At 64.8% G+C, this 23,604-nt stretch carries 23 protein-coding genes and 1 tRNA gene; 8 read left to right on the top strand and 16 right to left on the bottom strand.

The features are described from left to right. Nucleotides 1–30: 30 nt before the first annotated feature. The 3 genes from NJLHNGOC_RS04110 to NJLHNGOC_RS04100 form a co-directional block, all read right to left on the bottom strand. A complete protein-coding gene (locus tag NJLHNGOC_RS04110; RefSeq protein WP_113595235.1) occupies nucleotides 31–1,365 on the bottom strand; it encodes a homoserine dehydrogenase in 1,335 nt (444 codons plus the stop codon). A gap of 27 nt (nucleotides 1,366–1,392) precedes the next feature. Continuing rightward, a complete protein-coding gene (locus tag NJLHNGOC_RS04105) occupies nucleotides 1,393–2,631 on the bottom strand; it encodes an LL-diaminopimelate aminotransferase (protein ID WP_113595234.1) in 1,239 nt (412 codons plus the stop codon). A gap of 87 nt (nucleotides 2,632–2,718) precedes the next feature. Continuing rightward, complete coding sequence (locus NJLHNGOC_RS04100; protein WP_113595233.1) at nucleotides 2,719–3,687, bottom strand: OmpA family protein; 969 nt, start codon at nucleotides 3,685–3,687, stop codon at nucleotides 2,719–2,721. A 171-nt stretch (nucleotides 3,688–3,858) separates the two neighbouring features. Here NJLHNGOC_RS04100 and NJLHNGOC_RS04095 point away from each other — a divergent pair, with 171 nt between their 5' ends. Beyond that, nucleotides 3,859–4,533 (top strand): ATP-dependent Clp protease proteolytic subunit, encoded by a 675-nt coding sequence (locus tag NJLHNGOC_RS04095; RefSeq protein ID WP_110528865.1) that lies wholly within the window; start codon nucleotides 3,859–3,861, stop codon nucleotides 4,531–4,533. Between the two features lie 222 nt (nucleotides 4,534–4,755). Then, the gene (locus tag NJLHNGOC_RS04090) at nucleotides 4,756–5,757 is read left to right on the top strand and encodes a ferritin family protein (RefSeq protein WP_113595232.1); all 1,002 of its coding nucleotides are present in this window, start codon (nucleotides 4,756–4,758) and stop codon (nucleotides 5,755–5,757) included. An 88-nt stretch (nucleotides 5,758–5,845) separates the two neighbouring features. Here the strand turns inward: NJLHNGOC_RS04090 and NJLHNGOC_RS04085 are convergent, their stop codons facing one another. Then, nucleotides 5,846–6,361 carry a hypothetical protein gene (locus tag NJLHNGOC_RS04085; protein WP_113595231.1) on the bottom strand — a complete coding sequence of 172 codons (516 nt, stop codon included), beginning with the start codon at nucleotides 6,359–6,361 and terminating at the stop codon, nucleotides 5,846–5,848. Nucleotides 6,362–6,785: 424 nt separating this feature from the next. Here NJLHNGOC_RS04085 and NJLHNGOC_RS04080 point away from each other — a divergent pair, with 424 nt between their 5' ends. The 4 genes from NJLHNGOC_RS04080 (at nucleotide 6,786) to NJLHNGOC_RS04060 (ending at nucleotide 11,714) form a co-directional block, all read left to right on the top strand. Then, nucleotides 6,786–7,238, top strand: coding sequence for a hypothetical protein (locus NJLHNGOC_RS04080; protein WP_113595230.1), 453 nt, complete (start codon nucleotides 6,786–6,788; stop codon nucleotides 7,236–7,238). Between the two features lie 11 nt (nucleotides 7,239–7,249). Continuing rightward, nucleotides 7,250–7,819 carry a cytochrome b gene (locus NJLHNGOC_RS04075; protein WP_338045541.1) on the top strand — a complete coding sequence of 190 codons (570 nt, stop codon included), beginning with the start codon at nucleotides 7,250–7,252 and terminating at the stop codon, nucleotides 7,817–7,819. A 754-nt stretch (nucleotides 7,820–8,573) separates the two neighbouring features. Continuing rightward, nucleotides 8,574–10,763, top strand: a complete 2,190-nt coding sequence (locus tag NJLHNGOC_RS04070) for an EAL domain-containing protein (RefSeq protein ID WP_113595228.1) — start codon at nucleotides 8,574–8,576, stop codon at nucleotides 10,761–10,763. Between the two features lie 444 nt (nucleotides 10,764–11,207). Then, entirely contained in the window at nucleotides 11,208–11,714 is a 507-nt protein-coding gene (locus NJLHNGOC_RS04060) for a GlcG/HbpS family heme-binding protein (protein ID WP_239021330.1), read from the top strand. Nucleotides 11,715–11,881: 167 nt separating this feature from the next. Here the strand turns inward: NJLHNGOC_RS04060 and NJLHNGOC_RS04055 are convergent. From NJLHNGOC_RS04055 to NJLHNGOC_RS04000, 12 genes are all read right to left on the bottom strand, one after another. Next, nucleotides 11,882–11,957: transfer RNA gene (locus tag NJLHNGOC_RS04055), tRNA-Phe, on the bottom strand. Between the two features lie 59 nt (nucleotides 11,958–12,016). Next, nucleotides 12,017–12,229 carry a DNA gyrase inhibitor YacG gene (locus NJLHNGOC_RS04050; protein ID WP_110528885.1) on the bottom strand — a complete coding sequence of 71 codons (213 nt, stop codon included), beginning with the start codon at nucleotides 12,227–12,229 and terminating at the stop codon, nucleotides 12,017–12,019. Then, nucleotides 12,222–13,331 carry a ribonuclease E/G gene (locus NJLHNGOC_RS04045; protein ID WP_113595225.1) on the bottom strand — a complete coding sequence of 370 codons (1,110 nt, stop codon included), beginning with the start codon at nucleotides 13,329–13,331 and terminating at the stop codon, nucleotides 12,222–12,224. Before NJLHNGOC_RS04045 ends, NJLHNGOC_RS04050 begins: the two co-directional genes overlap by 8 nt. A 2-nt stretch (nucleotides 13,332–13,333) precedes the next feature. Continuing rightward, a complete protein-coding gene (locus tag NJLHNGOC_RS04040) occupies nucleotides 13,334–13,963 on the bottom strand; it encodes a Maf family protein (protein WP_113595224.1) in 630 nt (209 codons plus the stop codon). A gap of 16 nt (nucleotides 13,964–13,979) precedes the next feature. After that, nucleotides 13,980–14,198 (bottom strand): translation initiation factor IF-1, encoded by a 219-nt coding sequence (gene infA / locus NJLHNGOC_RS04035; RefSeq protein WP_003622234.1) that lies wholly within the window; start codon nucleotides 14,196–14,198, stop codon nucleotides 13,980–13,982. 121 nt (nucleotides 14,199–14,319) lie between these two features. Continuing rightward, nucleotides 14,320–15,633, bottom strand: a complete 1,314-nt coding sequence (gene hisD, locus NJLHNGOC_RS04030) for a histidinol dehydrogenase (protein WP_113595223.1) — start codon at nucleotides 15,631–15,633, stop codon at nucleotides 14,320–14,322. A gap of 9 nt (nucleotides 15,634–15,642) precedes the next feature. After that, nucleotides 15,643–16,395, bottom strand: coding sequence for an ATP phosphoribosyltransferase (gene hisG / locus NJLHNGOC_RS04025; RefSeq protein WP_110529099.1), 753 nt, complete (start codon nucleotides 16,393–16,395; stop codon nucleotides 15,643–15,645). Between the two features lie 160 nt (nucleotides 16,396–16,555). After that, a complete protein-coding gene (gene murA, locus NJLHNGOC_RS04020) occupies nucleotides 16,556–17,818 on the bottom strand; it encodes a UDP-N-acetylglucosamine 1-carboxyvinyltransferase (RefSeq protein ID WP_113595222.1) in 1,263 nt (420 codons plus the stop codon). A gap of 12 nt (nucleotides 17,819–17,830) precedes the next feature. Continuing rightward, complete coding sequence (gene dcd / locus NJLHNGOC_RS04015) at nucleotides 17,831–18,385, bottom strand: dCTP deaminase (protein ID WP_110529103.1); 555 nt, start codon at nucleotides 18,383–18,385, stop codon at nucleotides 17,831–17,833. A 110-nt stretch (nucleotides 18,386–18,495) separates the two neighbouring features. Beyond that, nucleotides 18,496–18,696 carry a hypothetical protein gene (locus NJLHNGOC_RS04010; RefSeq protein ID WP_113595221.1) on the bottom strand — a complete coding sequence of 67 codons (201 nt, stop codon included), beginning with the start codon at nucleotides 18,694–18,696 and terminating at the stop codon, nucleotides 18,496–18,498. A 69-nt stretch (nucleotides 18,697–18,765) separates the two neighbouring features. Beyond that, complete coding sequence (locus NJLHNGOC_RS04005; protein WP_239021320.1) at nucleotides 18,766–19,920, bottom strand: aromatic ring-hydroxylating oxygenase subunit alpha; 1,155 nt, start codon at nucleotides 19,918–19,920, stop codon at nucleotides 18,766–18,768. A 255-nt stretch (nucleotides 19,921–20,175) separates the two neighbouring features. Beyond that, nucleotides 20,176–21,408, bottom strand: a complete 1,233-nt coding sequence (locus tag NJLHNGOC_RS04000; RefSeq protein WP_113595317.1) for a glycosyltransferase family 4 protein — start codon at nucleotides 21,406–21,408, stop codon at nucleotides 20,176–20,178. Nucleotides 21,409–21,523: 115 nt separating this feature from the next. On the opposite strand from NJLHNGOC_RS04000, the gene NJLHNGOC_RS03995 reads away from it, so the two are divergent. Then, nucleotides 21,524–22,612, top strand: a complete 1,089-nt coding sequence (locus tag NJLHNGOC_RS03995; protein ID WP_206059704.1) for a tetratricopeptide repeat protein — start codon at nucleotides 21,524–21,526, stop codon at nucleotides 22,610–22,612. 58 nt (nucleotides 22,613–22,670) lie between these two features. Next, nucleotides 22,671–23,573 (top strand): glycosyltransferase family 9 protein, encoded by a 903-nt coding sequence (locus NJLHNGOC_RS03990; protein ID WP_113595219.1) that lies wholly within the window; start codon nucleotides 22,671–22,673, stop codon nucleotides 23,571–23,573. Nucleotides 23,574–23,604: the final 31 nt, after the last annotated feature.

Here is a 23,604-nt window from a genome sequence, read left to right as displayed (position 1 = left end):
TGGGATGTCGGGCGGAGGTCAGGGGGCGGCTCAGTCCCCTTCGATGCGGATCATGGCCGGTTCGTCGAGCACCGATTTGAGCAGCGCGATGTGTCTGAGCGCATGCAGCATCGCGGCCTCGCTGGTGTGGTGCGTGATCAGCACCAGCGGCACGCTGTAGGTATCGTCAGGCAGCAGGGTGCGGGCCTGCGCGTGCTGCAGCATGGTATGTAGCGACACGCCATCATCGCGCAGCACCGCCGTGATGTCGGCCAGGACGCCGGGACGGTCCACCACGTTCAGGCGCAGGTAATACCGCCCCGTGAACTGCGTGCGCGACAGGGCGACCGCCTGCGTCAGGCCATCGGTGCTGCGGCCCCATACGGGAATGGCGTTGCCACGCGCGATGTCGATCAGGTCGGCGGTGACGGCGGTGGCGGTCGGCCCTTCGCCCGCGCCGCGTCCCTCCAGCATCAGGCGGCCGACAAACGCGCCTTCGACCACGACGGCGTTGAATACGCCATCGACCTGCGCGATGGGGGTGGACAGGGGGACAAGGCAGGGATGAACCCGTGCCTCGATCCCGTTTTCATGCTGCCGCGCGATGCCCAGCAGCTTGATGCGATAGCCCAGTTCGCGCGCGAAATGCAGGTCCAGCGCGCCGATGCGACGGATCCCCTCGATATAGACCGAGGCGAAGACGACCGGCCGCCCGAACGCCAGCCCCGCCAGGATCGCCAGCTTGTGCGCCGCGTCCACGCCGTCCACATCGGTCGAGGGATCGGCCTCGGCATAGCCGAGCTTCTGCGCCTCGGCCAGGATGTCGGCGAAATCGCGCCCCGTCTCGCGCATGGCGGTCAGGATGTAGTTGCAGGTGCCGTTGAGGATGCCGCCGACCTTGAGGATACGGTCCCCCGCCAGCGCCTCGCGCACGGTCTTGATGGCGGGAATGCCGCCCGCCACCGCCGCCTCGAACATCAGGGGGACATCGGCCTTCTGCGCCAGTGTCGCCAGTTCCGCGCCGTGGATGGCCATCAGGGCCTTGTTCGCGGTGACCACCGGCCGGCCATTTTCCAGCGCGCCCGTCACGATCCTGCGGGCGATGCCTTCCGCGCCGCCCACCAGTTCGACCACGACATCCACGTCGGGATGCGCGCACAGCCCGGCGGCGTCATCGCACCATGCGACATCCGACAGGTCCACGCCGCGATCGCGCGTGCGGTCGCGCGCGCTGACGGCGGTCACGATCAGGCGCCGTCCGGCCCGCGCGGCGATCAGCGCGGCATTTTCACGCAGCATCCTGACGACGCCGACGCCAACCGTCCCCAGCCCCGCGATACCGACACGCAGGGGAGGGGGTTCAACAGGGGAAGCAGCAGCAGTCATCTCTTTTCCGTAAGGGTGGGGGGGCATTCATGAAACGGAATCCGTTATGGCCGGATCGCGCCGGGCGGGGGTGTCGGCATGTCCCGCGTTGTGGGCGGTCATGAAATGACGGATCGCGCGGGTTGCCTGACGCAGGCGCTGGGTGTTTTCCACCAGCCCGATCCGCACGAAGCCTTCGCCATGTTCGCCAAAGCCGAGGCCCGGCGCGACCGCCACGCCCGCCTCCCTGAGCAGCAGCTTGGAAAAGTCCACGCTGCCCATCTCGCGGAACTGCGGGGGGATGGGGGCCCATGCGAACATCGACCCTTCGGGGGAGGGAACGTCCCACCCGGCCGCGTGCAGCCCGCGGATCAGCACGTCGCGGCGTTCGCGATAGATGTCGCGGATTTCGGCAACGCAGTCCTGCGGTCCGCTGAGTGCCGCGACGGCGGCGACCTGGATGGGGGTGAACGCCCCGTAATCGAGGTACGACTTGATGCGCGTCAGTGCCGCGATCAGGCGCGGATTGCCCGCCGCAAATCCCATGCGCCACCCCGCCATGGAATAGGTCTTGGAAAGGGAGGTGAACTCCACCGCGATGTCCTTCGCGCCCGGCACCTCAAGGATCGAGGGGGGAACCCGGTCGCCAAAATAGATCTCGGCATAGGCGAGGTCGGACATGATCCAGATGTCATGCCTGCGCGCGAAGGCCACCAGTTCGCGGTAGAAGTCGAGGTCCGCGACATAGGCGGTCGGGTTTGACGGAAAATTGACAATCAGCGCCGTGGGTTTTGGCACCGAATGATGCACCGCCCGGTCCAGCGCGCGCAGCATTTCCTCGTCCGGGGTGGCAGGAATGGACCGCACGGAGGCGCCGGCGATGATGAATCCGAACTGGTGGATCGGATAGGACGGGTTGGGCACCAGGATGGTGTCGCCGGGACTGGTGATGGCGGAGGCAAGGTTCGCCAGCCCTTCCTTGGACCCCAGCGTTGCGATCACCTCGGTTTCGGGGTCGAGGCCGACATTGAAGCGGCGTTCGTAATATCCCGCCAGCGCCCGGCGCAGGCCGGGGATGCCGCGGCTGACGGAATAGCGGTGCGCGCGGGGATCCGCCACGGTTTCCACCAGCTTCTGCACGATGTGCGGCGGCGTGGGGGTATCGGGATTGCCCATCCCCAGATCGATGATGTCCTCGCCCCGGGCGCGCGCCGTGGCCTTGGCCTTGTTCACCTCGGCGAAAACATAGGGCGGCAGACGGCGGATGCGATGGAATTCTTCGGTCATGGGACTGCTCTGCGGCTGGCGGGACAGGATCGCGCCGGGTTGGAAATCTGAAGTCCCGTCCGACAGGATGACGGACGGGCGCGCATATTAGCGCACGATGCCGATTCTTGCACCAGTCCCGAAGGCGCTGGCATGCAGGTGGATTGCCGATACCGGTACCCCCTGCGCCACAAGGGCGCGCGCGATCGTCCGGCCGCGCAGGATCGCAAGTGACATCGCCTGCGCCTGCCCCCCCGCGCTGGCGGAGGTGGCGTCGCCATATCCGTTGACCGCGATGTCGCTGTCGCCGCGCGTGCTCACCAGGTTGGAAATCGTGCGGTCCTGCCCCGGCTGCATCTGGTCCGATCCCGCCTCGAAACGCACGGCCTTGCCCTGGTCGTCGGCAAGCCGGTAGTCGGGCAGGGGACGGCTGATGACATCGTTGCCGCCCATGGCCCCGACCCCGTCAAGGACCACCGGCGCGGGCGGTGCCGCGGCAAGGGCGGGCAGGTTTTTGGGCAGGACCTGTTCATCGGTGGGCAGGGCGGACGTGACTTCCGGCATCGCGATCGGGGCGTCCGTCGCGCTGGCGGCAGGCGCGGCGGCCTTCTGCGGCGCGGGCGTGGCCGCGGCGAACTGCGCGCCGCCGGCATGGGTATCGGTCACGGGCGGGGGCGGCACGTCCGCGACGGAGGGAATCGGCCCCATCGTCGCGTCCTGCCGGTGGATCAGGTTGCGCTGCGCCTCCAGGTTCGTGGTGATGTCGTCGCGCAGGTCCTGCGATGGCAGGACGGGCGCATCCTTGGGGCCAAGGCCGATATGGGGATAGGGATCGTGCGCGCCCGGCGGCGGGGGGCGCTGCTGTCCGATGACGCCGCCCTGGTGGGTGTGGTACCAGTCCGTCAGGGTATCGACCGCGTCGCGGTGGCCCGAACATCCGCCCAGGACGGCCATGCCCGCCACGACCCATGCCATGCGCGCCCCGCCGCCCGATGCGTGGCCGATAATCCGCCGGATAAGGCGCCGGTGCGTAAAAAAGGACGCACCGGAACTTGGCGCGGGCGCAGGATTGCCCATATCCACTCCGTCAAAAGAAAACTGTCACACGATAGCTTCCTACTACCCTGTCGCGCCCGTCTTAGCGAGGGGAGGTTCCACCCGATGATACGGACGGGGCTTGGCACCGCGTCCAAGGCAGCGCAGGATAGGAGGATGACTATGCCAGCCCCGGAGAAGAGGGAGAGCCCCATGAACGGCATGCAGCCGAAAGATCGCGTCCGCATGGATGACGAGGATCCCCGCGATCCCGACATCCCCGAACCCCAAGGCCCGGAGACAGAGGAACCCGATCGCAACCGCACGCTCTCCTCGCCCATCAGCGAACTGGAAAGCCGCCTGTTCGATCAGCGCAAGGTGCTGGTGTTCGGCCCCATCAATGACAAGATCGCGCGTGATGTCACGGGGCGCCTGCTGGCGCTGGCCGGGGCGTCGGACCGGCCGATCGACGTCTATGTCAATTCGCCCGGCGGCCATGTCGAAAGTGGCGACACCATCCACGACATGATCCGCTTTGTCGATTCGGTGGCGCCGGTCAACATGATCGGCACCGGCTGGGTCGCGTCGGCCGGGGCGCTGATTTTCGCCGCGGGCAACAGGGAGCGGCGCTTCTGCCTGCCCAACACGCGTTTCCTGCTGCACCAGCCGATGGGCGGCGTGCGCGGTCCGGCGACGGACATCGACATCGAGGCGCGCGAGATCGTCAAGATGCGCGAACGGCTGAACCGCCTGTTCGCGCGTGAAACCGGGCAGTCCTATGAAAAGGTCTGCAAGGATACGGATCGCAATTACTGGATGTCCGCGCAGGAGGCCATCGACTATGGCCTGGTCACCCGCGTGATCGACAAGATCTCCGACATTCATTGATCCATGACAAGGGCGTCGGCACCGGCAGGTTCCATACTGCCGGTGCCGTCACGGCGCACACAACAGGGTCCGTCAGGAATCCAGCGTCCCTGCGCAATGAAGAGCAGTTCCTTGCCCCGTCCGTGCGGACATGATCACGCGCGGACCGGGCGACGGGCTGTTTTTTTGATGCCAGCCGAGCGGTGAGTTCCAGCGATACCGTTTCGATCAGCGAGCTGACACATGAATTCACTTTCAGACATCTATACCAACCTGCCAGAAGCGCGCGATCCCGGCATGGCCACGCCCGAAGCCGTGGCAAAGGCCGATTACACTGCCCGGCACTGGTCCAGTCCGGTGGCCGGTCCGCTGCGGCCCGGTTCGGCCGAACACAAGCGCGCCGTGGCCGAGATGTTCCGCGATACGTTCAATCCCTACAGGCCCTCGGTCATCGACTGGCCCAAACTGGACCCCGAGACGCTGCATCGCGTGACCTCCCTGCCGATCTGGGACATCGCGGTCCAGACCGAAGGCAAGGCCCGCCTGCGCATGGCCGCGTACGCCCGCCTGATTGACGACCCGGACATGAAGGACGCCCTGTCGCGCAACGCGTGGGAGGAGAACCGCCATAAGGAAGTCCTGTCCAAGATGGTGGAGGCGTATGGCATCCCGCTGGCGTCGGAGCCAACCTATCACGAGCCGCGCGATGTCGAATGGGCCTATCTTGTCACCGGCTTTTCCGAATGCGTGGACAGCTTCTTCGCCTTCGGCCTGTTCGAGGTGGCGAAGCGTTCCGGCTTTTTCCCGCAGCCGCTGATCGACACGTTCGAGCCGGTGATGCAGGAGGAATGCCGCCATATCCTGCTGTTCGCCAACTGGCTGGCATGGCACCGCGCGACGATGCCGCTGTGGCAGCGCCCGTGGTTCGAAATCCGCGTCCTCGCGGTGTGGGTGTTCCTGGTGTACGAACGGCTGGGCATGGCCAAGACCATGGACGCCGAGGGCAATGTCCATGAACAGGACAACAACTTCACCGTCAACGGCACCAAGGAGGTGGCCTCGATGGACATGCCGCTGCGTGATTTCCTTGATCTGTGCCTTAATGAGAACGAACGGCGCTTTGCCGGGTACGATCCGCGTCTGCTGCGGCCGAAGCTGGCGCCGAACCTTGCGCGGTTCCTGCGCTTTTTCCTGCCGCGCACCCCGCAGTCGCGCGCGCTGGAAAGCGGGCAGGCCGCCGCCTGATTGCATTTCCCGCCCATGCCGCGCGGCAGTGGGCGGGGCGGCCGACCCCCGTTGCGTTGCATGATCGTGGCGCAACGGGCGTGCCTTCCTACAGCGTCGCCTTTGCCGGGGCGGGCGCGAAGTCGAGCTGCCCGAGATAGGCATGGCGCTTGGCCGGCACGATGTCGCCGATCTGGCTGCCGCTGATGCGGGCATAGCCGAACACCTTGCTTTCCTCTTCATCCGATCCGATGGCGAGGCCGGCGAAATCCTGCCCTTTCTCATCGCTCAGGTGCCAGATGTCGCCGCGCACCACCGCGTCGAACTTGTAGCGGAAACCCGGCAGGACCTTTGTCAGGACCGGGCTCAGCACATCCGTCACATCCAGCGCGCTGCGCACGAATTCGGTGCAGAATTCGTCCGGGGCGAAATATCCCTTCATCTCCGGCGTCATCAGGATCAGGCCCGGCCGGATGCCTTCGTTCGACACAAGACGGCTGCGGATCACGAGCTTGGGTTCGTCGCGTGAGATTTCGGAGGTCAGCAGGACCGTCCCCACCGGAACGGCGAGCAGGTCGGGCACGACCTTCATCTGTGTCAGGGGAAGGGTGGACAAGGTGGTCATCGGTTGTCTCCGCTTGCGTGCGATATCCTGCCAAGAAGACGGCCGGGCGACTGTGCGCTTACTGTCCGGCCGACGCAACCGGCGGGTGGCCCAGCCGTCCGGCTGGGGTATGGCTCGGTCGCGTCTGTTGCGGGGCGCGGGGAAAGGGACGTGGGACGACCATCCGGACGACGGGACGGAGAAGCGGCGGAATATGATGAAAAACCACGGATTAGACCGCGCGGTCGCCTGATGGTCATCTGATGGTCGGCGGCGGTTGCCGTCATGGCGGGGACTGCCTGACGGTTGCGGGGGCCTTCAGCTATGGGTGAGGATATTGGATATTCCCCGGATAGGGCGTTATCCTGCCCTTCCGACCCGGGGACCTGTCGCGCATGGACAGCCTGAGGCACAGGCAAAGGGGCTGGGTAACAGGGCAAGTGCGATGAGCGGAGGATGGATGATGGTCGGATACGGAAGAAATACCCCAAGGCGGCTTCTGGTGGCGGGCCTTCTGATGGCGGGCGTGATTGGCGCGACGGACATGGCGCAGGCGCGTCCCAACCCCTCAGGTGGCAGTGTCAGTGGTGGCAGCAATGCCAGTGGCGGGGCCTATGGCGCGGGCTATAACGGCGACAGCCGACTGGACAATTATGGCCCCAGCGGCACGATGCCGCAGTACAGTGCCCCCGAAATGGGCACCGGCAGCGGGGACGGGATTCCCGGCAATGGCGATGGTTATGGCGGCTATGGTGATGGCGGCGGCATCCAGCCGCAGAGCACGATCCCCGGCGGTTCCAGCGAGGCCGTGCCCGGCATGGGGTCGCCCGATGGCGGCACGTTCAGCAACATGAACATGGGTGGCGTGGACAGTTCCGCACCCCCCGGCATGAACTGAGCGGGGATCACGTGCTGCGCCCTTCCATGTCCCTGACGCCGGAGCCGTCTCCTGTACGGTACAGTGTGGAGACACGCTGGCTGCACTGGCTGACGGCGGTGATGGTTCTGGTGCAGTTCGGCCTTGGCGAAGGCTGGGGCTTCCTGCCGCGCGGTACACCCCCGCGACTGTGGATGATCGCGGCCCATACCTCGATCGGGGTACTATTGGCGGCGACGTTCCTGACACGGATCGTATGGGCCGTGACTGGCGGGCGGGCCATACGTTTTGCGGTGATTACTCCGCTCGACCATCTTGCCCGTCTGGTTCACTGGCTGCTGTATGTCATGCTGGGGACGGAAATCGGGCTGGGCTACATGCTGCGCTGGTCGCGCGGGCGGCCGGTCATGGCGTTTGGCGTGCCGATCAATTCCCCATTCGCCGATATGGGCGTGGCGGTACAGCGGGTCGTGGGGCAATCCCATCACTGGCTGGCCTGGGGCCTGATCGTGGTCGCGGCGTTCCATGCGCTGGCCGCCCTCTATCATGCCGTCATCTGCCGCGATGGCGTGCTGCAGCGGATGCTGCCGCAGCGCGGATAATCCCCCGCATCCCAAATATTACATAATTGTAACCATACTGAATGCGCATGCGGTCGCCGCAGCCGAAGCCATGTAAGGTTTTGTGACGCGCTAGGATTGTGTTCCTAAACAGTCGGCGGATTGGTGCGGATGAATTACTTCAAGTATAGGATAGTATTCTTATTATTATCCAAAGACTCCGCAAATACTCCATAACAATGCCAGACATATACGGAATGTGTGGAAATCTTGGCGAAAATCCCACAATTCAGACGTAAAATGAAAATACCTATCGAAAAACAGGGCAGGCGACCTGCGTTCGCAGGTGGGAAAAACTTGAGTTATTGCATTGATAAATAACAATAATGTAGATTGATGCCGTCCGGGTTTTCCACCGGATGGGGCATATGTTCAATTTCCTTGCATCAGATATGTATCTTTGCCCTTGCCATCCGGTGTCAGTTTCTTTAATAAATTACCAGCCTTGAAACAGGTATCCTTCAATATATTATTTGTACATCTATTCATGCCCTAGAGGCATGCGAGATTTGTTATCACGAGATCCAAAGTATAGATGTGCATGTTGCAATCAAAAAAAATAGAAACTGTGATATTCGTCAAATGATGCTGAAGTTGCATTGAAGTTACGTTTCGGTACCAAACAGGATGTTTTCATTTCCTGCCATGATGCCGCCGGGCATGTGGCAGCGTTCAGGCCGCGATACCCGTCCGGTGCCGTTTCCTGATCTGCTTACGACTGTGGACCCATGACCCGATGAACAAGATCGATACAAAAAACGAACCTTCCCTGCCGCCAATGGATGCCATGATCGGCCTTGACCTGCTGGAACAGGCATCGGACGGCGTGGTCATCATTGATGACAGGAACAGGATCATCTTTTTCAACAGCGCAGCCGAAGCGCTGTGGGGTTATGCCAAGCATGAAGTGCTGGGCCGGAATGTCAGCTGCCTTGTCCCCGGCATCTACCGCCAGGAACATGACAGCTATATCGATGCCAACCGCAAGACGGGCATCAACAAGATTGTCGGAACCTCGCGCGAGGTCACGTTCGAAAGCAAGGCCGGGGATTACATCTCTGGCGAGATGTCGATTTCGACCGCGCTGATCGGGCCGGAGAAGAAGCGCTACTACATGGCGTTCATGAAGGGCGTGACGGAAGAGGGACATCGCAAGCGGCTGCTGGACCTTCAGAAAAGCGTCTTTGACGCCCTGTCGGGCGAAACCGTGATCCAGGACGTGGCGGACATGATCTGCCAGGAGGTCGAGGGCTTCGTGCCCAATACGGTCGCCGTCCTGATGCTTCTGGGTGAGGACGGGCACCTGCAGATCCTCTCGGGTCCCGGCCTGCCGCGCCGTTTCGCGCTGGCGCTGGAACGGATGGACCTGACGCCCGCCGACCTGCAGGCGCTGGATCAGGACCCGACCGAGGCCATGTCCATCGTGTGGGAAAGCTATCACGCGCTGGGCGTGTCGCTGGGCCTGTATTCGTGCTGGGCGCTTGCGATCAGGAACCGCAAGGGGCGCACGCTGGGCATCTTCGCCCTGTATTCGCGCAACCAGCACAAGCTGAGCAACTGGCCGCAGAAGATCGTCGAAGGGTGCGTGCCGTTCTGTGGCCTTGTCATCGAACAGCACGAGGCGCGGCAGCACATTTCCCAGCTGTCGAATTATGACCCGCTGACAGGGTTCCTGAACCGTTCGGTTGCCCACCGGATGATCAAGACGATGATCTCGCTGCCCAATGATGCGCAGTTCGCGATCTACATGATCGACATCGACCGTTTCCGCGACATCAATGACGCGCTGGGCCACGTCAACGGCGATGCGTTCCTCAAGACGGTGGCGGAACGGCTCAAGCGCCTGTCGCGCAGCAATTACATCCTCAGCCGTTCCGGCGCGAACGAGTTCATTGTCATCGTGCCCAATATCAGCGGCCCGGCGGTGATGGAACTTGCGCGCAAGATCATGAACAGCATGCGCGAGCCGATCAATATCTCGGGCAACCAGATCGTGGGGACGGTCTGCATCGGGATCAGCCAGTTTCCGGACCATGGGCCGGATGGTGAATCGCTGCTCAGCTACGCCGAACAGGCAATGCGCAATGCGAAGAAACAGGGGCCGGGCACGTTCCGGGTTGCCTCCAACGAGGATAACAAGGCGGCGCAGGACCGTCTGGTACTGGGCCTTGCGCTGCGGGAATCCATCGCTGATGGCCTGCTGACGCTCTATTACCAGCCGCAGGTGAAGACCAGCACCGGGGAGCTGTACGGGGTGGAGGCCCTGTCGCGGTGGAACCATCCGACGCTGGGCAACATCTATCCCTCGCGCTTTATCGCGGTGGCGGAAGAAACCGGCCAGATCGAGGCCATCGGCAAATGGTCGCTGGAACAGGCGATGCGCCAGATCACGCAGTGGGACAGGGCGGGCGTCCATGTGCCAACCGTTTCGGTCAATCTGTCGGCGGGCCATTTCAGGGACCGTTCGCTGCCGGGATACCTGTCCAGCCTGCTGAGTGAATATTCCGTGCCGGCGCATCGCCTGACGGTGGAAATCACCGAAAGCATCATGATGGAAAAAAATGGCGATACGCTTGGCGTGCTGGAAAAGATCCGCAAGCTGGGCATTGGCCTGTCGATGGATGATTTCGGGACGGGGTATTCCTCCCTGTCGCGCCTGATGCGCCTGCCGCTGACCGAGATCAAGATCGATCGCAGCTTCATCATGAACCTCGATCACGACGCCAACGCGCAGGCCGTGACCACGGCGGTTGTCGGCATCGGCTCGCGCCTTGGCATGGCCGTGGTGACCGAAGGCGTGGAAACCGAACAGCAGTATGAAATGCTCAAGGCCCTGAACTGCGACGTGATGCAGGGATACCTGTTCGCGCGTCCGATGCCCCCGGAAGAAGTGGAAAAATGGGTCCACGCGCGAGAGGCCAAATAAAAGACCATCTGAAACCAGCTGGCTGATAAAAATAAGAAAAGTTTCTGGGCGCCGTCTTTTTTTTAAAAAGGCGGCGTCTTTCTGACTGTAGCTTTTCGTCAGTTTGAAAATAACCTTTGATAAAATGACAGAAGTTTTTTGGGTGTCGCCTTTTTTCAGAAAGGTGACGTCTTCCGAAGCTTTTTGGAAAAAGCTTCACCAAAAACTTTTCATGATTTCAGCCTGTTACTGAGCTTACTTTTTAAACAGTCTTTTCCAGACAGTCTGTGTCCTGCAGGACGGGGCAATGCGTGACCGCCGGCTCCGCTGTCTGCTTCCACGATGGCACATATTGTCATCTGCGGGACGCCTGTTTGCGGTTGTAGGGAACGCCGCTGTTCTCCCATGATGGCTGCCGGTCGTACGGTGGCGAAGGGAAACGGGATGACGTGTTCTTACAGGCGGATGGCGTGGGCGGCCGTTCTTGTGGCGTCGCTGGCGGCGCCTGCGGCCCATGCGCAGGGTCATGTCGTCACCATGCAGAAACTGGACTGGTCCACGGCAGAGCGGCTGGCATCCGAAGCCGTGCGGTACTGTCAGGCGCAGGGCTATTCCGTGACGGCGGCGGTTGTCGATACGACAGGCCACCAGCAGGTTGTGATCAAGGGAGACAGCGTGCCGCTACAGTCGCTGTCGGTTTCCTATCGCAAGGCCTATACCGCCTATTCCTATGGCCTGGCCTTCAACATGAATACGACCAGCGAACTGATCGCGGCAAAGGTGACGGGACCGGCCAACGGGGCGCTCAACACCATTCCCGAGGTCCTGTTCGTCCCCGGTGGCGTCACCCTGCGCAAGGTGGCGGATAACAGCGTGCTGGGCGGCATCGGCGTGTCAGGCGCGCCGGGCGGCGACAAGGACGAAGCCTGCGCCCAAGCCGCCGTGGCAAAATACCGCGCTGATTTCAAATAGATCCCGACAGGATTACGGGTTGGCGACAGCCCCCGGGGCCTCATGCGATCAGGCGATGCCCCTGCAATGCCCGGTTCCCGGCGTAGGAACATCATGACCCACCATCAGGATGCGATGGCATTCATGGATGGGCATTTCATGCGTCGGATCAGATTTTCAGGAATGAATGGTGCCCAAGGGCGGGATCGAACCACCGACACTGCGATTTTCAGTCGCATGCTCTACCAACTGAGCTACTTGGGCACCGGAGCCGTTGTCCGGCAGGCCGGGGCGGGGTGAACCGCCCTGACGATGTGCAGGCTTTACCCTACCTCTTCATCGGGATCAACCCGTCTTGTATGATTTTCGTCCATATCGTTGAAATCACTTCCTGCCGGGACCCGGTACTGCCCCGTGAACCAGCGGCCAAGGTCGATATCCGCGCATCGGCGCGAACAGAACGGGCGATAGTCGCGGACCATCGGCCTGCCGCACACGGGGCAGGGGGCTGGCGCGTTTTTGGGGGTGTCAGTCATGGTCGTACCTCCATCCTGTCGGGGGCAGGTCGGGTGCGATGGCGATGCGCAGGGGACGCGCGGCAAGGCGCGTGAAATCCTCGCCCCATCCGGGGAATGTCCGCATCAGGCGCACGATATCGCATCCGCCACACAACGTGACCGGTCGCAGGGACGCCTGCATCCCGCGACAGGCCCGCACCTCCTGTCGCAGGGAGCGCAGCAGGCGTCCCGTGACGCTGTCAAGAAGTTCGTGCAGGGGCGGATGAATGCGCGGGCGCACGATTTCCGCCAGCCCCAGCGCGCTGATGCCCAGAAAGCGCGGACGCAGCGGGTCGGCCGCCAAGGCCTGTTCGATCGGTTCGGCCAGCGCGCGGCGTTTACGGACCGCAAGCCCGGCGGCATCAAGGACGATCGCCCCCGACAGGTTGCGCAGCCGCAGCTGATGCAGAAGGTCGGGCAACGCCGCGCGGTTTGCCGCGAACTGGGCCGTCTGCTTGGGGCGGCGGTCCATGCTGGCATGCCCGCCATCCATGTCGATCGCGACCAGCGCGGGCGTGGGGGTGATCGTGGCCGACATGCCCCCTGGCAGCGCGACGGTGGGATCGGAAAGGGATTCGGCCGCGACCTCGGTTTCCGCGTCGAACGCCAGGGGCTGGCGTTCAAGGCGGCCATGCAGCCCCTCTGGCAGGCGGGCACCCACGGCGGGGTCGTCAATGACGATGGGCGCATCGGGCCAGCGTGCGGCCAGACGCTCCACCGGGCCCGCACCGCGCGATAGCAGGGTGGGCGGTCCCTCGGCGGCGCGGGGATCGGGAATGCCACGCAGGCTCAGCCGCACGCCCTTGCCGCCCTGTGCGCTGCGGCTGACGCGCACCAGCAGGGCGGTACCCTGCGTCATGGAGCCGGCCCCTTCCGAATCCGGCAGGAAACCTGCCTGCCCGTCCGTCAGGTCAACGAACGTGCCACCCAGCGCGGGGACATGCGCATTGACGCGGCCACGATACAGGTCGCCCACCCCATCGGGCAGGTCGGGCCGCCACAACGCGTAATCAAGCAGGCGGTCGCCATCGGTCAGGGCAACCCGCATTTCGCCCGGACCACTTGCCACGCGGATCAGCATGCTCACGCAATCCAGTCCCCGTCCTGCCCGCGCAGCATCTGCGCGACCTCGAACAGCGGCAGGCCGACCACGCCGGAATAGCTGCCCGACAGGAACCGCACGAAGGCCGCGGCATGGCCCTGAATGGCATAGCCGCCGGCCTTCCCCTGCCAGTCACCGGCGGCGATCAGGGCCTCGGTCTGGCGGGGGGTAAGGCGGGAAAACGCGACGGTGCTGCTGACGATGCGCGTGCTGGCGCGTCCCTGCGTCCACGCGGCGGTGGGACGCAGCGTTACGGCCGTCAGGACACAGTGGCGACGCCCCGACAGCAGCGAAAGGCAACGCCGCGCGGTCGGCGCGTCCTCGGCTTTGGGCAGGATACGCCTTCCGGCTGCAACCACCGTGTCGGCCCCGATCACAAGGGCAGGAACATCAAGGGAGGAGGCGACGGCATCGGCCTTTTCTTCGGCCATGCGCAGCGCATAGGCACGGGGAAGTTCCCCCTGCATCGGACTTTCATCGATATCGGCGGCAATGACCCGGTCGGGGGTCAGGCCGATCTGCCGCAGGAGATCAAGACGCCGGGGCGAGGCAGAGGCAAGAACAAGCTGCGCGCCCGTTCCCGTGGCGGAGGAACCGGGGGTCCGGGTCATGATCGGACGGTCCGTCTTATTTGAAACGGAACGTGATGCGACCCTTGCTCAGGTCATAGGGGGTCATTTCGACGTTCACGCGATCCCCGGCCAGGACGCGGATGCGGTTCTTGCGCATCTTGCCGCTGGTGTGGGCCAGGATCATGTGTTCATTATCCAGCTTGACGCGGAACATGGCGTTGGGGAGCAGCTCGGTAACCGTGCCGCTGAATTCGATCATGTCTTCCTTGGACATCGTATCCTTCAATCGTGTTGGTTGGGTATGGTGAAAAAAGGCCGTGCGCGACGCGGAAAAAACTTCCGCGCCGCGCCGACAGGAATACAAGGGTGGATATGTGGGGATTGTTCCCCCATGGTCAAGCTTTACCCGACCCGCGCGCCAGATCCTCCAGCCGGACCGACACGCTCAGCGCATGCGCGTCCAGCCCTTCGGCCTGCGCCAGCGCCACGGCGGCGGGCCCGATTTCACGCAGCGAGTCCGCCTTGGCGTCGATAAAGGTCGTGCGCTTGAGGAAATCGAACACCGACAGGCCGGAGGCGAAGCGCGCGGTGCTGCTGGTGGGCAGCACATGGTTCGGGCCGCCGACATAATCGCCGATTGCCTCCGGGCAGTAACGGCCAAGGAAGATGGCGCCCGCGTGCCGCACCTTGTCAAAGACCGGCTTCGGATCATCCATCACCAGTTCCAGATGCTCCGGCGCGATTTCATTGACCAGCGCGACCGCCTCGTCCAGGTCGCGCACCGTGATGATCGCGCCGTGAGCGTCCCAGCTTGCCCTGGCGATTTCCGCCCGTGGCAGCGTGCGCAGCTCGGCCTCCACCGCGTCCTGCACCGCCTGCGCCAGCGCGGCATCAGGCGTGATCAGGACGGCCTGCGCCATGGGGTCATGTTCCGCCTGCGCCAGCAGGTCGAGCGCAAGGGCGCGCGGGTCGTTGGCGTCCGCCGCCACGATCACGATTTCAGACGGACCGGCGATGCTGTCGATTCCCACCCGGCCAAAGACCTGGCGCTTGGCCTCAGCCACATAGGCGTTGCCTGGCCCTACCACGCGATCGACTGCCGGGATGGTCGCGGTGCCATAGGCCAGCGCGCCCACCGCCTGCGCCCCGCCGACGCGGTAAATCTCGCTTACCCCGGCGCGGCGGGCGGCGGCCAGCACCAGCGGGTTGAGCACGCCGTCAGGCGTCGGCACGCACATGGCCAGCCGCGCGACCCCCGCGACGCGCGCGGGCAGCGCATTCATCAGCACCGAGGAGGGATAGGCCGCCGTGCCGCCCGGAACATACAGCCCCACCGCATCCAGCGGCGTCCAGCGCATGCCCAGCGTCACCCCCTGCGCATCGACATAGCGCAGGTCGGCGGGAAGCTGCGCGCGGTGGAAGGATTCGATCCGGGTCGCCGCCACGTCGAGCGCCGCATGCAGCTTCAGCGGCACCTCCGCGCAGGCGGCGTCGATTTCCGCGTCGGAAATGCGCAGGCGCGCGGGCGTGACATCCATGCGGTCGAACCGCCGGGTAAACTCGCACAGCGCGGCATCGCCATCGCGACGCACTGCCGCAAGGATTTCGGTAACGGGGCCATCGACCCGCGCGGTGTCGCTGTCGCGGTCCGCCAGCAGTCGTGCGAAATCGGCGCGGAAATCAGGGCTGCTGGTATCAAGGCGGTTCATGGCCGGGTGTTATCCCTCGGACTGTGTCGTGCCGGACGCAAGGGCCTGGCGGAAACGGTTGATGATGCCCCCGATGCGTTCGGGCTGCGTCTTGAAGGCCGTGCGGTTGACGATCAGGCGACTGGTGACATGCGCGATGGTGCGCACCTCCTCCAGCCCGTTGGCCCGCAGGGTGGATCCCGTGTCCACCAGATCAACGATCAGGTGCGACAGCCCCAGCACGGGGGCCAGTTCCATCGCGCCATGCAGGTGCACGATGTCGGCATTGATCCCCTGCGCCGCGAAATGCCGCCGCGTGACGGAGGGGTACTTGGTCGCGACGCGCACCTGCGACCACTGCTGCTGGTCATCGAACTGGTGGCTGCCACGCGGCTGCGCGATGGAAATGCGGCATCCGCCGATGCGCAGGTCCAGCGGCGCATAGATTTCGGGATAATCGAATTCCATCAGCACATCGGCCCCGCACAGCCCCACCTGCGCCCCGCCAAAGGCCACGAACGTCGCCACGTCAAAGGAACGCACCCGCACCACGTCAAGCAGCGGGTCATTGGTGGAAAAGCGCAGCAGCCGGCTGCTTTCATCCGTGAAATCCGGGGCAGGTACGATGCCTGTCGCCTTCAGCAGGGGGGCGGCAGCCCTGAGGATACGCCCCTTTGGCAGGGCGATGATGATCGGGCTATCCGTTTCCGGAACAAAGCTGGAGGCCGGGGTCAGGACGGTCACTGCATTCTCCGCACAAGTGCAAACGCGCCCGGACCGCATCACAAATGGCGTGACAGGCGCAATAATGTCGCAGGGGCGCATACCACACTCCGCCCCCATGCAGAAAGGGCGCTTTTCACCGGAATTGCCCATTCCGGCGACCTGCCGTGCGGATTACGCGGGGGCGCGGGCCACCGGATGGGTGCCCGCGCGCGCCGGATCAGCCCGCGACGCGTTCGATCTGCGCCCCGCACTGCGCCAGCTTGCGTTCCACCGCCTCGTACCCGCGGTCGAGGTGATAGACGCGGCTGAGGATCGTCTCCCCATGGGCGGCAAGCCCCGCGAGGATCAGCGAGAACGAAGCCCGCAGGTCGGTCGCCATGACCGGCGCGCCCGACAGGGAATGCACGCCACGGATGATGGCGGACGACCCGTGCACATTGATGCGCGCGCCCATGCGGTTAAGTTCGGGGACATGCATGAAACGGTTTTCGAAAATCGTTTCCGTAACCATCGACGCCCCTTCCGCGACCGACAGCAGCGCCATGAACTGCGCCTGCATGTCGGTGGGAAAGCCGGGATAGGGCTCGGTCATGATGTCCACGCCGCGCAACGCGCCGGTGCGCCGCACGCGCAGCGCCCCTTCCTCCTGAAAGACTTCCGCGCCTGCTTCCTCCAGCGCACGCACGACGGCGCCAAGATGCTCGGCCCGCCCGTCGATCAGGCGCAGGTCACCACCGGTAATCGCGGCGGCGCAGGCATAGGTGCCGCATTCGATGCGGTCGGGCATCACCCGGTATTCGGTGCCATGCAGCGCATCGACGCCCTCGATCACCAGCGTCCCGCTGCCCGCGCCGGTGATGCGCGCGCCCATGGCGTTGAGGCAGCCGACAAGGTCGCCGATTTCAGGTTCGCGCGCGGCGTTGACGATTTCGGTGCGTCCCTTTGCCAGGCATGACGCCATCAGCAGGTTTTCCGTCGCCCCCACCGATGCGAACGGCAGGATGATGCGCGCGCCCGTCAGGCCACCGGACGCATGGGCGTTGATATAGCCATTTTCCAGCGTGATCTTAGCGCCCAGCGCCTCCAGCCCCTTGAGGTGCATGTCCACCGGGCGCGTGCCGATCGCGCATCCGCCGGGCAGGGAGACCCGCGCCTCCCCGCAGCGTGCGAGCAGCGGGCCGAGGACAAGGATCGACGCCCGCATCTTGGAGACGATGTTGTAGGGGGCCTCGGTATTGGTGATCGGCCCGCCGACGGACAGCACCGATCCCGTCCCGTCGAGGTCCTCCACCACAAGGCCATGCTGCTGCAGGAGGGTGCGCATCGTGCGGATGTCCGCGATGCGCGGGACATTCGACAGGATCAGCGGTTCGGAGGTCAGAAGCCCCGCGACTAGCAGCTTGAGCGCCGAATTCTTGGCCCCGCCGATGACGATGTCGCCATGAAGGCGGTGTCCGCCGCGGATGATGAAACGGTCCATTGCCCTGCTCTCCTACATCCGTGGCGGGGCGACGCCGCGCTGTCCCATGTATTTTCCCGCCCGGTCCGCATAGCTGACCTCGCACGGTGATGCGCCCTGAAAGAACAGGAACTGGCAGATGCCCTCATTGGCATAGATGCGCGCGGGCAGGGGGGTCGTGTTGCTGATTTCGATCGTGACCTGGCCTTCCCATTCCGGTTCCAGCGGCGTCACGTTGACGATGATGCCGCACCGGGCATAGGTGGATTTGCCAAGGCACACGACAAGCGTGTCGCGCGGGATGCGGAAATATTCCACCGTGTGCGCCAGGACGAAGCTGTGGGGCGGGATGGTGCAGCAGTCGCCATGGCGGGTGACGAAGCTGTTTTCCGCAAAGTTCTTGGGGTCCACCACCGCGTTGTCCACATCGGTGAAAATCTTGAATTCCGACGCCACGCGCGCGTCATAGCCGTAGGAGGACAGGCCGTAGGAAATCACGCCCTCGCGGTTCTGTTTTTCGACAAAAGGTTCGATCATGCCGGATTCGACGGCCATGCGGCGAATCCAGGAGTCAGGCATTATTGGCATGAGGTCCCTTTCTTCATGCATCGGGGCGGGCATGTCCCACGCGGGCAGGCAGCGACCACTAGCGAAGGTGGTCGAGTCGCGCAATCGTGTTATGCGCCGGGGGGCGTGCTTTATGTCCGGGGCGTGCCGTCAGATGGTGGCGTTGTGTCCGGCGTGGCGCGCGCGCGCATCTGCTGCTTGCGGCGGCGCAGGTTGTCACGCAGGGCCTGTGCCTCGCGCTGCTGGCGGGCGAGGCGGCTGGCCTCGGCACGCGCGCTGTGTGCCTTGCTTGTATCGTGGCCGGTATCGGGCGGCGGGGACGCGTCTGTCATGCGGGCGGGAACCGTCTGGCCCCGCCGCGTGGATGGCGGCGGGGCGGGGATGTCAGGGGGGCGAGGGGATCAGGCCGCGCCGGCGGGGGCGGGGTTCGCCGTTTCGGGCATGCCCTTGCCGGCCGGAACGCCGCAACGCACCAGCAGTTCGCGCAGCGCCTTGACCACGGGGAAGATTTCCACGTTGCGGTCGCCGCCCTGTTCGTTCCATGCCTGCTGTTCCAGTTCCACGATATCCTTGTCCTCAAGGAAGATGCGGTTGGTGAACCAGCCCAGCGCGGGCCAGATCAGGTCGATCAGCAGCGGCGTCTGCGGGCGCAGCACCGACAGCAGGCCAAAGGACTGCGTGACGCGCTGGTCCTTGTCCACGGGGACATAGGCGACCCACAGGTCCATGATCAGGTCGCCATCCTTGTCGTGGATCTGCAGCGTCTGGTACGGATAGGTCGTGCGGATGGTGACGACCTCCTCCACGGGCTGTTCGGCGCCCTTGAGGTCCTTGTGCTTGCCAAAGATCAGGCGTTCGGCCAGCGGCTGCTGGCCCGCGCTGCGCATGAAGCTGTAACGGGCCTCGATAAAGTTCTCGCCCTTGTCCTGCCCCAGGAAACGCGCCTTGATCTGGCCCATCTGGCGGCGGTGCAGGAACTGATGGTTCATATCCATCAGGTTTTCGTGCATGAACGTGTAGTGGCAGTCCACGCGCGGGCTGAAATGCTTGGTCTTGTAGGCGGGGTTGTCCACGCTTCCCAGCTTGGGGAAGGGAACGGTGTCCGCCTTTTCCGGATCGCCGGGGAAGATGAAGACAAGGCCGCCGGCCTCGCGGCAGGGATAGGTGCGCACGCCGTTGGGCAGCTTGCCCTTGCCCAGGTACGGAACGTCGATGCAGCGTCCCGACCGCCCGAAGGCCCACCCGTGATAACAGCAGCGCACGGTCTGTCCGTTGACGGTGCCCTTGCTCAGCGGCACCTGACGGTGCGGACAGCGGTCATAGAGCGCAAAGACGCTGCCTTCCTCCGGACGGACCAGCGCGATGGGCACGCCGGCATAGCGTACGCCAAACGCCTTTCCCTTGCGCACCTGCGACGACCATGCGACCGGGAACCAGAAATCGGGGTCCGTATCGACGGTGCGCAGGTCGGGATGTGACGTGGCGGACGTGGCTGGCGCCGTTGTGGCCTGGTCCCGCTGCGGGGCCTCCGTCTGGACAGAAAGTGTATCGCTCATGTTGAGGCCCCGAAATTCCTGTTTGTTATGATCTGCGGATCGTACGTCATCCGGTTGCATGGCGTATCCATGAAATTCTTGCACGAGAATTTCAATCGCCTTGCGGCTTGTAAATCCCCTGTGTGCATATGGCATATGCCGTGACGGGGTGGCTGCGGTGCTTCCGCCATGACCCGTGCGGCAGATCAATGCCGCATGGCACGCGACATGCCATGCTGGTGCTACGGCGTCGTATGTCTCCGACTGAGCCCCCGGTCACGAGGCCTGCTGGGTCAGGTCGTAATCATGCATCGGGGTGCTGGTGTTATGGAGGAAGGCCTCCGCCAGTCCGGCATGAAGAAGCTCGTCATAGACCGCCAGCGTCGCATACTGCATGCCGTGGCTGGTATAATGCGCCATCACGTTTTCCCGCGCCGTGGCGGCCATGGCCGCGCGCTGTTCGGGCGTCATGCCCAGGGCCGTGCGTATCGCCTCCGCCAGGGCGATGGCGTCGCCGGGCGGGAAGGTGAAGCCCGTCACCCCGTCTTCCACCGTCTCCAGCGCCGCGCCGTGGGCGGCGACCACGACGGGACGGCCCATGGCCTGTGCCTCCACCACGACGCGGCCAAAGGGTTCGGGCCGCAGGGACGGGACGACCACAAGGTCCGCCAGCATCATGGCGGCGGGCATGTCCGGACAGTGACCGGCAAAGCGCACCCGTTCACGCAGTCCCGTCTCCTTCGTGCGTTCCACCAGCGCCTGCGTGTGCCTGTCGCGTTCCTTTGCATCGCCGACGAAGACGCAGACCCATTCCCGCCCGCATCCCCCCGTCCGTTCCATCCGCGCCAGCGCGTCGAGCAGCAGCATCTGCCCCTTCCACGCCGTGATCCGTCCGGGCAGCAGGATGATGGCGGCCTGATCGGGCAGGTCCCATTTGTCCAGCAGTCCCTGCACCCTGTTGCCACGCACGCCCTGCGGGTCGAAGCGCGTCACGTCCGCCCCGCGCGGGATCAGGCGCAGCCGGTCATCTCCTACCCTGTATTCCGTGCGCAGCCTGTGGGCGATGTATTCGCTGACGGCGATGACCCGCTGCCCCGATGCCATGACGGCGTTGTACCGCCGCTTTCCGGGGATGTTGTTGCCATATACGCCATGCCACGTCGTCACCAGCGGCACGCCCGTCCGGCGGCAGGCGGAGGCCGCAGCCCATGCCGGCGCGCGTGAGCGTGCGTGCACCAGCCTTACGGAATACTGGCGTATGATCTGCGCCAGACGCAGCGAATTTCGCAGGATGGAGAACGGGTTCTTGGCCCGCAGGTCCAGATGGACCGGCGTCGCGCCGACATAGCGCAGTTTCGGGATCAGCCGTCCGCCCGCGCTGGCGACCAGGGCCGTGCCGCCGGCCTGCGTGATGGCGGCGGCCATTTCGATGGTGCCCTGTTCGATGCCGCCTGATTCAAGGGCTGGCAGGACCTGAAGGATGACAGGGCGCGTGGTCACGAATTCCATTTCGGAATATGTATCACGTAAGCGACAGTTCTGCACCGCCTGTTGCAACATGTTGGGGTATCATCGCGTGTAGGTACTTGACGTTGGCCGGGCAGGGGAGGACGAAGGAATCATTATGATAACTTTTCCATGCATGTTTCCGTCGGCCTGCATCCGGTTTTCCGCCCGGCGTTCCGCGTTTCACGGCGCGTCCGCCATGCGCTGGCCCGGGCTGTGCATGCGTGCCATGCAACTGGGAATGATCGTCGTGGCGCTGGAGTCGGCAGGCACTGCCGCGATCGCCGCGCGCGCGACCACCGTGGCGCGCGATACCCCGGATGAAAGCGGCGCCACGCATGCGCGCCAGGACGGGACGGCCCTTCATCCCGCCGCCCCGGTTGCAGCGGGGCAGGGCGGCGCGACAGGCGCGGAGGGGCGCGGATTTTCCTTTTCCACGTGCCAGTCGCACCTGTCGGACGATCCCGACGGCACCCGCGATTACGCCGAGGACTGGCAGGAACATGGCGGCGGCGCGGAGGCACAGTACTGCGGCGCGCTGGCGGAAATGGCGCTGGGCGACGTGGGCGACGCGGCGGGGACGCTGGACCGCCTGTCGCATGTCGCGCACTGGCCCCTTGGGGAGCCCGCGAATCAGGGAAAGGTTCCCTTCCCGACCGCAAGGGAAAGGCAGGCCACGCCCGCCGCCCCGGTGGATGACATCGCCCATGACACGCCCGACTCCCTGCGTCGCCGCGCCCATGTGGCGGAGGAGGCCGCGCGGGCATGGCAGGCGAACGACAGCCCGCGACAGGCCCTCGACAGCGCGGCCTATGGCCTGCGGCTTGATCCGGGCGACATGACGCTGCATGTGATCCATGCCCGCATTTCGGTGAACATGGGCATGGCGCAGCAGGCGATATCCGACCTGACGCCGCTGCCGGACGATGCCACGCTGCGGGTCGATGCGCTGGTGACGCGCGCGGCCGCCAACCGCGAACTCGGCCATATCGACCTTGCCGCCGCCGATATCGCCAGCGCCCTGCGGCAATCGCCCCACAATGTGGCCGCCGCGCTGGAATGCGGCATTCTCAATGAACGTGAGGGCAAGCTGGAGGAAGCGCGCGCCAACTGGCAGGAGGTGATCGCGCTGGCGCCCGATTCGCATGAGGCGGACCTCGCCCGGCAGGACCTTTCGCTGCTGGAGGCCGACCCGGCCGCACCCTGATGGAAGTCGGGCGGCCTTCGGGTTGTGCGGGCCGGAGAATGGGGCGATAGGTACCGGCATGCAGCGTATCCTTGTCATCCGCCTGAGCGCGCTGGGTGATTTCGTCCAGTCCTTCGCGCCTTTCGCGGCCATTCGCGAACATCACCGCCATGACAGCGTCACCCTGCTGACGACCGCGCCGTTCGTGGAACTCGCCCGGGCATCACCGTGGTTCGACCATGTGGAGGTCGATCCCCGCGCGCCGTGGCATAACCTGCGCGCGGTCATGGCGATGCGCGGGCTGCTGCGCCGGTACGATTTCATCTACGACCTTCAGACGTCGCGGCGGACGACGCGGTATTTCCATCTTTCGGGGCATGATGCGTGGTCGGGCATCGCCCGTGGCGCCCGCGCCCGCCACGACAATCCGCAGCGTCAGGCCATGCACAACCGCGCCCGCCAGCGCGACCAGCTGCGCCGTGCCGGCATCGCGGAGGTGCCGGAGCCGGACCTGTCGTGGCTTGCGGCGCATGGGCCGCACCTGCCCGGACCCTATGCGCTGCTGGTGCCCGGCACGTCGCCCCGCCATCCCGTCAAGCGCTGGCCCGTCGAACGTTTCGCGGGCCTTGCGTCGCGGCTGTGGGCACGGGGACTGCGGCCGGTCGTCGTCGGCGGCGGGGCGGACGCGCCGCTGGCGGCCGCCATTTCCGCCGCATGCGACGCGACGCTGGACCTGACGGGGCGCACCAGCCTGCTGGAACTGGGCGGGATCGCCGCGCGGGCCGCGGTTGCGGTGGGAAACGATACCGGGCCCATGCACCTTGCCGCCGCGATGGGCGCGCCCTGTGTCGTGCTGTTTTCGCATGCGGGCGACCCCGCGCTGAGCGCGCCGATGGGGCGCGGTCCGGGACAGGTGCGGGTGCTGCGGGCGCATGATCTGGCCACTTTGCACATCGACAGGGTTGCAGCCGCGCTCGGCTGACGCCATTACAGCGTGACATATTTTTTTCGGA

Origin of the sequence: Novacetimonas cocois (genome assembly GCF_003311635.1) — a bacterium.
Lineage (GTDB): Bacteria > Pseudomonadota > Alphaproteobacteria > Acetobacterales > Acetobacteraceae > Novacetimonas > Novacetimonas cocois.
This window is presented reverse-complemented; position numbering and strand designations above follow the sequence as displayed.

Bases quoted from the DNA above. Each gene is read 5' to 3' on its own strand.
- hisG (WP_110529099.1), bottom strand. From the start codon at position 16,395: ATGCGGTCCGGGCGCGTTTGCACTTGTGCGGAGAATGCAGTGACCGTC.
- NJLHNGOC_RS03990 (WP_113595219.1), top strand. From the start codon at position 22,671: ATGCAGCGTATCCTTGTCATCCGCCTGAGCGCGCTGGGTGATTTCGTC.
- NJLHNGOC_RS04050 (WP_110528885.1), bottom strand. From the start codon at position 12,229: ATGACTGACACCCCCAAAAACGCGCCAGCCCCCTGCCCCGTGTGCGGC.
- infA (WP_003622234.1), bottom strand. From the start codon at position 14,198: ATGTCCAAGGAAGACATGATCGAATTCAGCGGCACGGTTACCGAGCTG.
- NJLHNGOC_RS04100 (WP_113595233.1), bottom strand. From the start codon at position 3,687: ATGGGCAATCCTGCGCCCGCGCCAAGTTCCGGTGCGTCCTTTTTTACG.
- dcd (WP_110529103.1), bottom strand. From the start codon at position 18,385: ATGCCAATAATGCCTGACTCCTGGATTCGCCGCATGGCCGTCGAATCC.
- NJLHNGOC_RS04045 (WP_113595225.1), bottom strand. From the start codon at position 13,331: ATGCTGATCCGCGTGGCAAGTGGTCCGGGCGAAATGCGGGTTGCCCTG.
- NJLHNGOC_RS04060 (WP_239021330.1), top strand. From the start codon at position 11,208: ATGGCGTGGGCGGCCGTTCTTGTGGCGTCGCTGGCGGCGCCTGCGGCC.
- NJLHNGOC_RS04090 (WP_113595232.1), top strand. From the start codon at position 4,756: ATGAATTCACTTTCAGACATCTATACCAACCTGCCAGAAGCGCGCGAT.
- NJLHNGOC_RS04005 (WP_239021320.1), bottom strand. From the start codon at position 19,920: ATGAGCGATACACTTTCTGTCCAGACGGAGGCCCCGCAGCGGGACCAG.
- NJLHNGOC_RS04010 (WP_113595221.1), bottom strand. From the start codon at position 18,696: ATGACAGACGCGTCCCCGCCGCCCGATACCGGCCACGATACAAGCAAG.
- hisD (WP_113595223.1), bottom strand. From the start codon at position 15,633: ATGAACCGCCTTGATACCAGCAGCCCTGATTTCCGCGCCGATTTCGCA.
- NJLHNGOC_RS03995 (WP_206059704.1), top strand. From the start codon at position 21,524: ATGATAACTTTTCCATGCATGTTTCCGTCGGCCTGCATCCGGTTTTCC.
- NJLHNGOC_RS04000 (WP_113595317.1), bottom strand. From the start codon at position 21,408: ATGGAATTCGTGACCACGCGCCCTGTCATCCTTCAGGTCCTGCCAGCC.
- NJLHNGOC_RS04105 (WP_113595234.1), bottom strand. From the start codon at position 2,631: ATGACCGAAGAATTCCATCGCATCCGCCGTCTGCCGCCCTATGTTTTC.
- NJLHNGOC_RS04095 (WP_110528865.1), top strand. From the start codon at position 3,859: ATGAACGGCATGCAGCCGAAAGATCGCGTCCGCATGGATGACGAGGAT.
- murA (WP_113595222.1), bottom strand. From the start codon at position 17,818: ATGGACCGTTTCATCATCCGCGGCGGACACCGCCTTCATGGCGACATC.
- NJLHNGOC_RS04080 (WP_113595230.1), top strand. From the start codon at position 6,786: ATGAGCGGAGGATGGATGATGGTCGGATACGGAAGAAATACCCCAAGG.
- NJLHNGOC_RS04070 (WP_113595228.1), top strand. From the start codon at position 8,574: ATGAACAAGATCGATACAAAAAACGAACCTTCCCTGCCGCCAATGGAT.
- NJLHNGOC_RS04085 (WP_113595231.1), bottom strand. From the start codon at position 6,361: ATGACCACCTTGTCCACCCTTCCCCTGACACAGATGAAGGTCGTGCCC.
- NJLHNGOC_RS04110 (WP_113595235.1), bottom strand. From the start codon at position 1,365: ATGACTGCTGCTGCTTCCCCTGTTGAACCCCCTCCCCTGCGTGTCGGT.
- NJLHNGOC_RS04040 (WP_113595224.1), bottom strand. From the start codon at position 13,963: ATGACCCGGACCCCCGGTTCCTCCGCCACGGGAACGGGCGCGCAGCTT.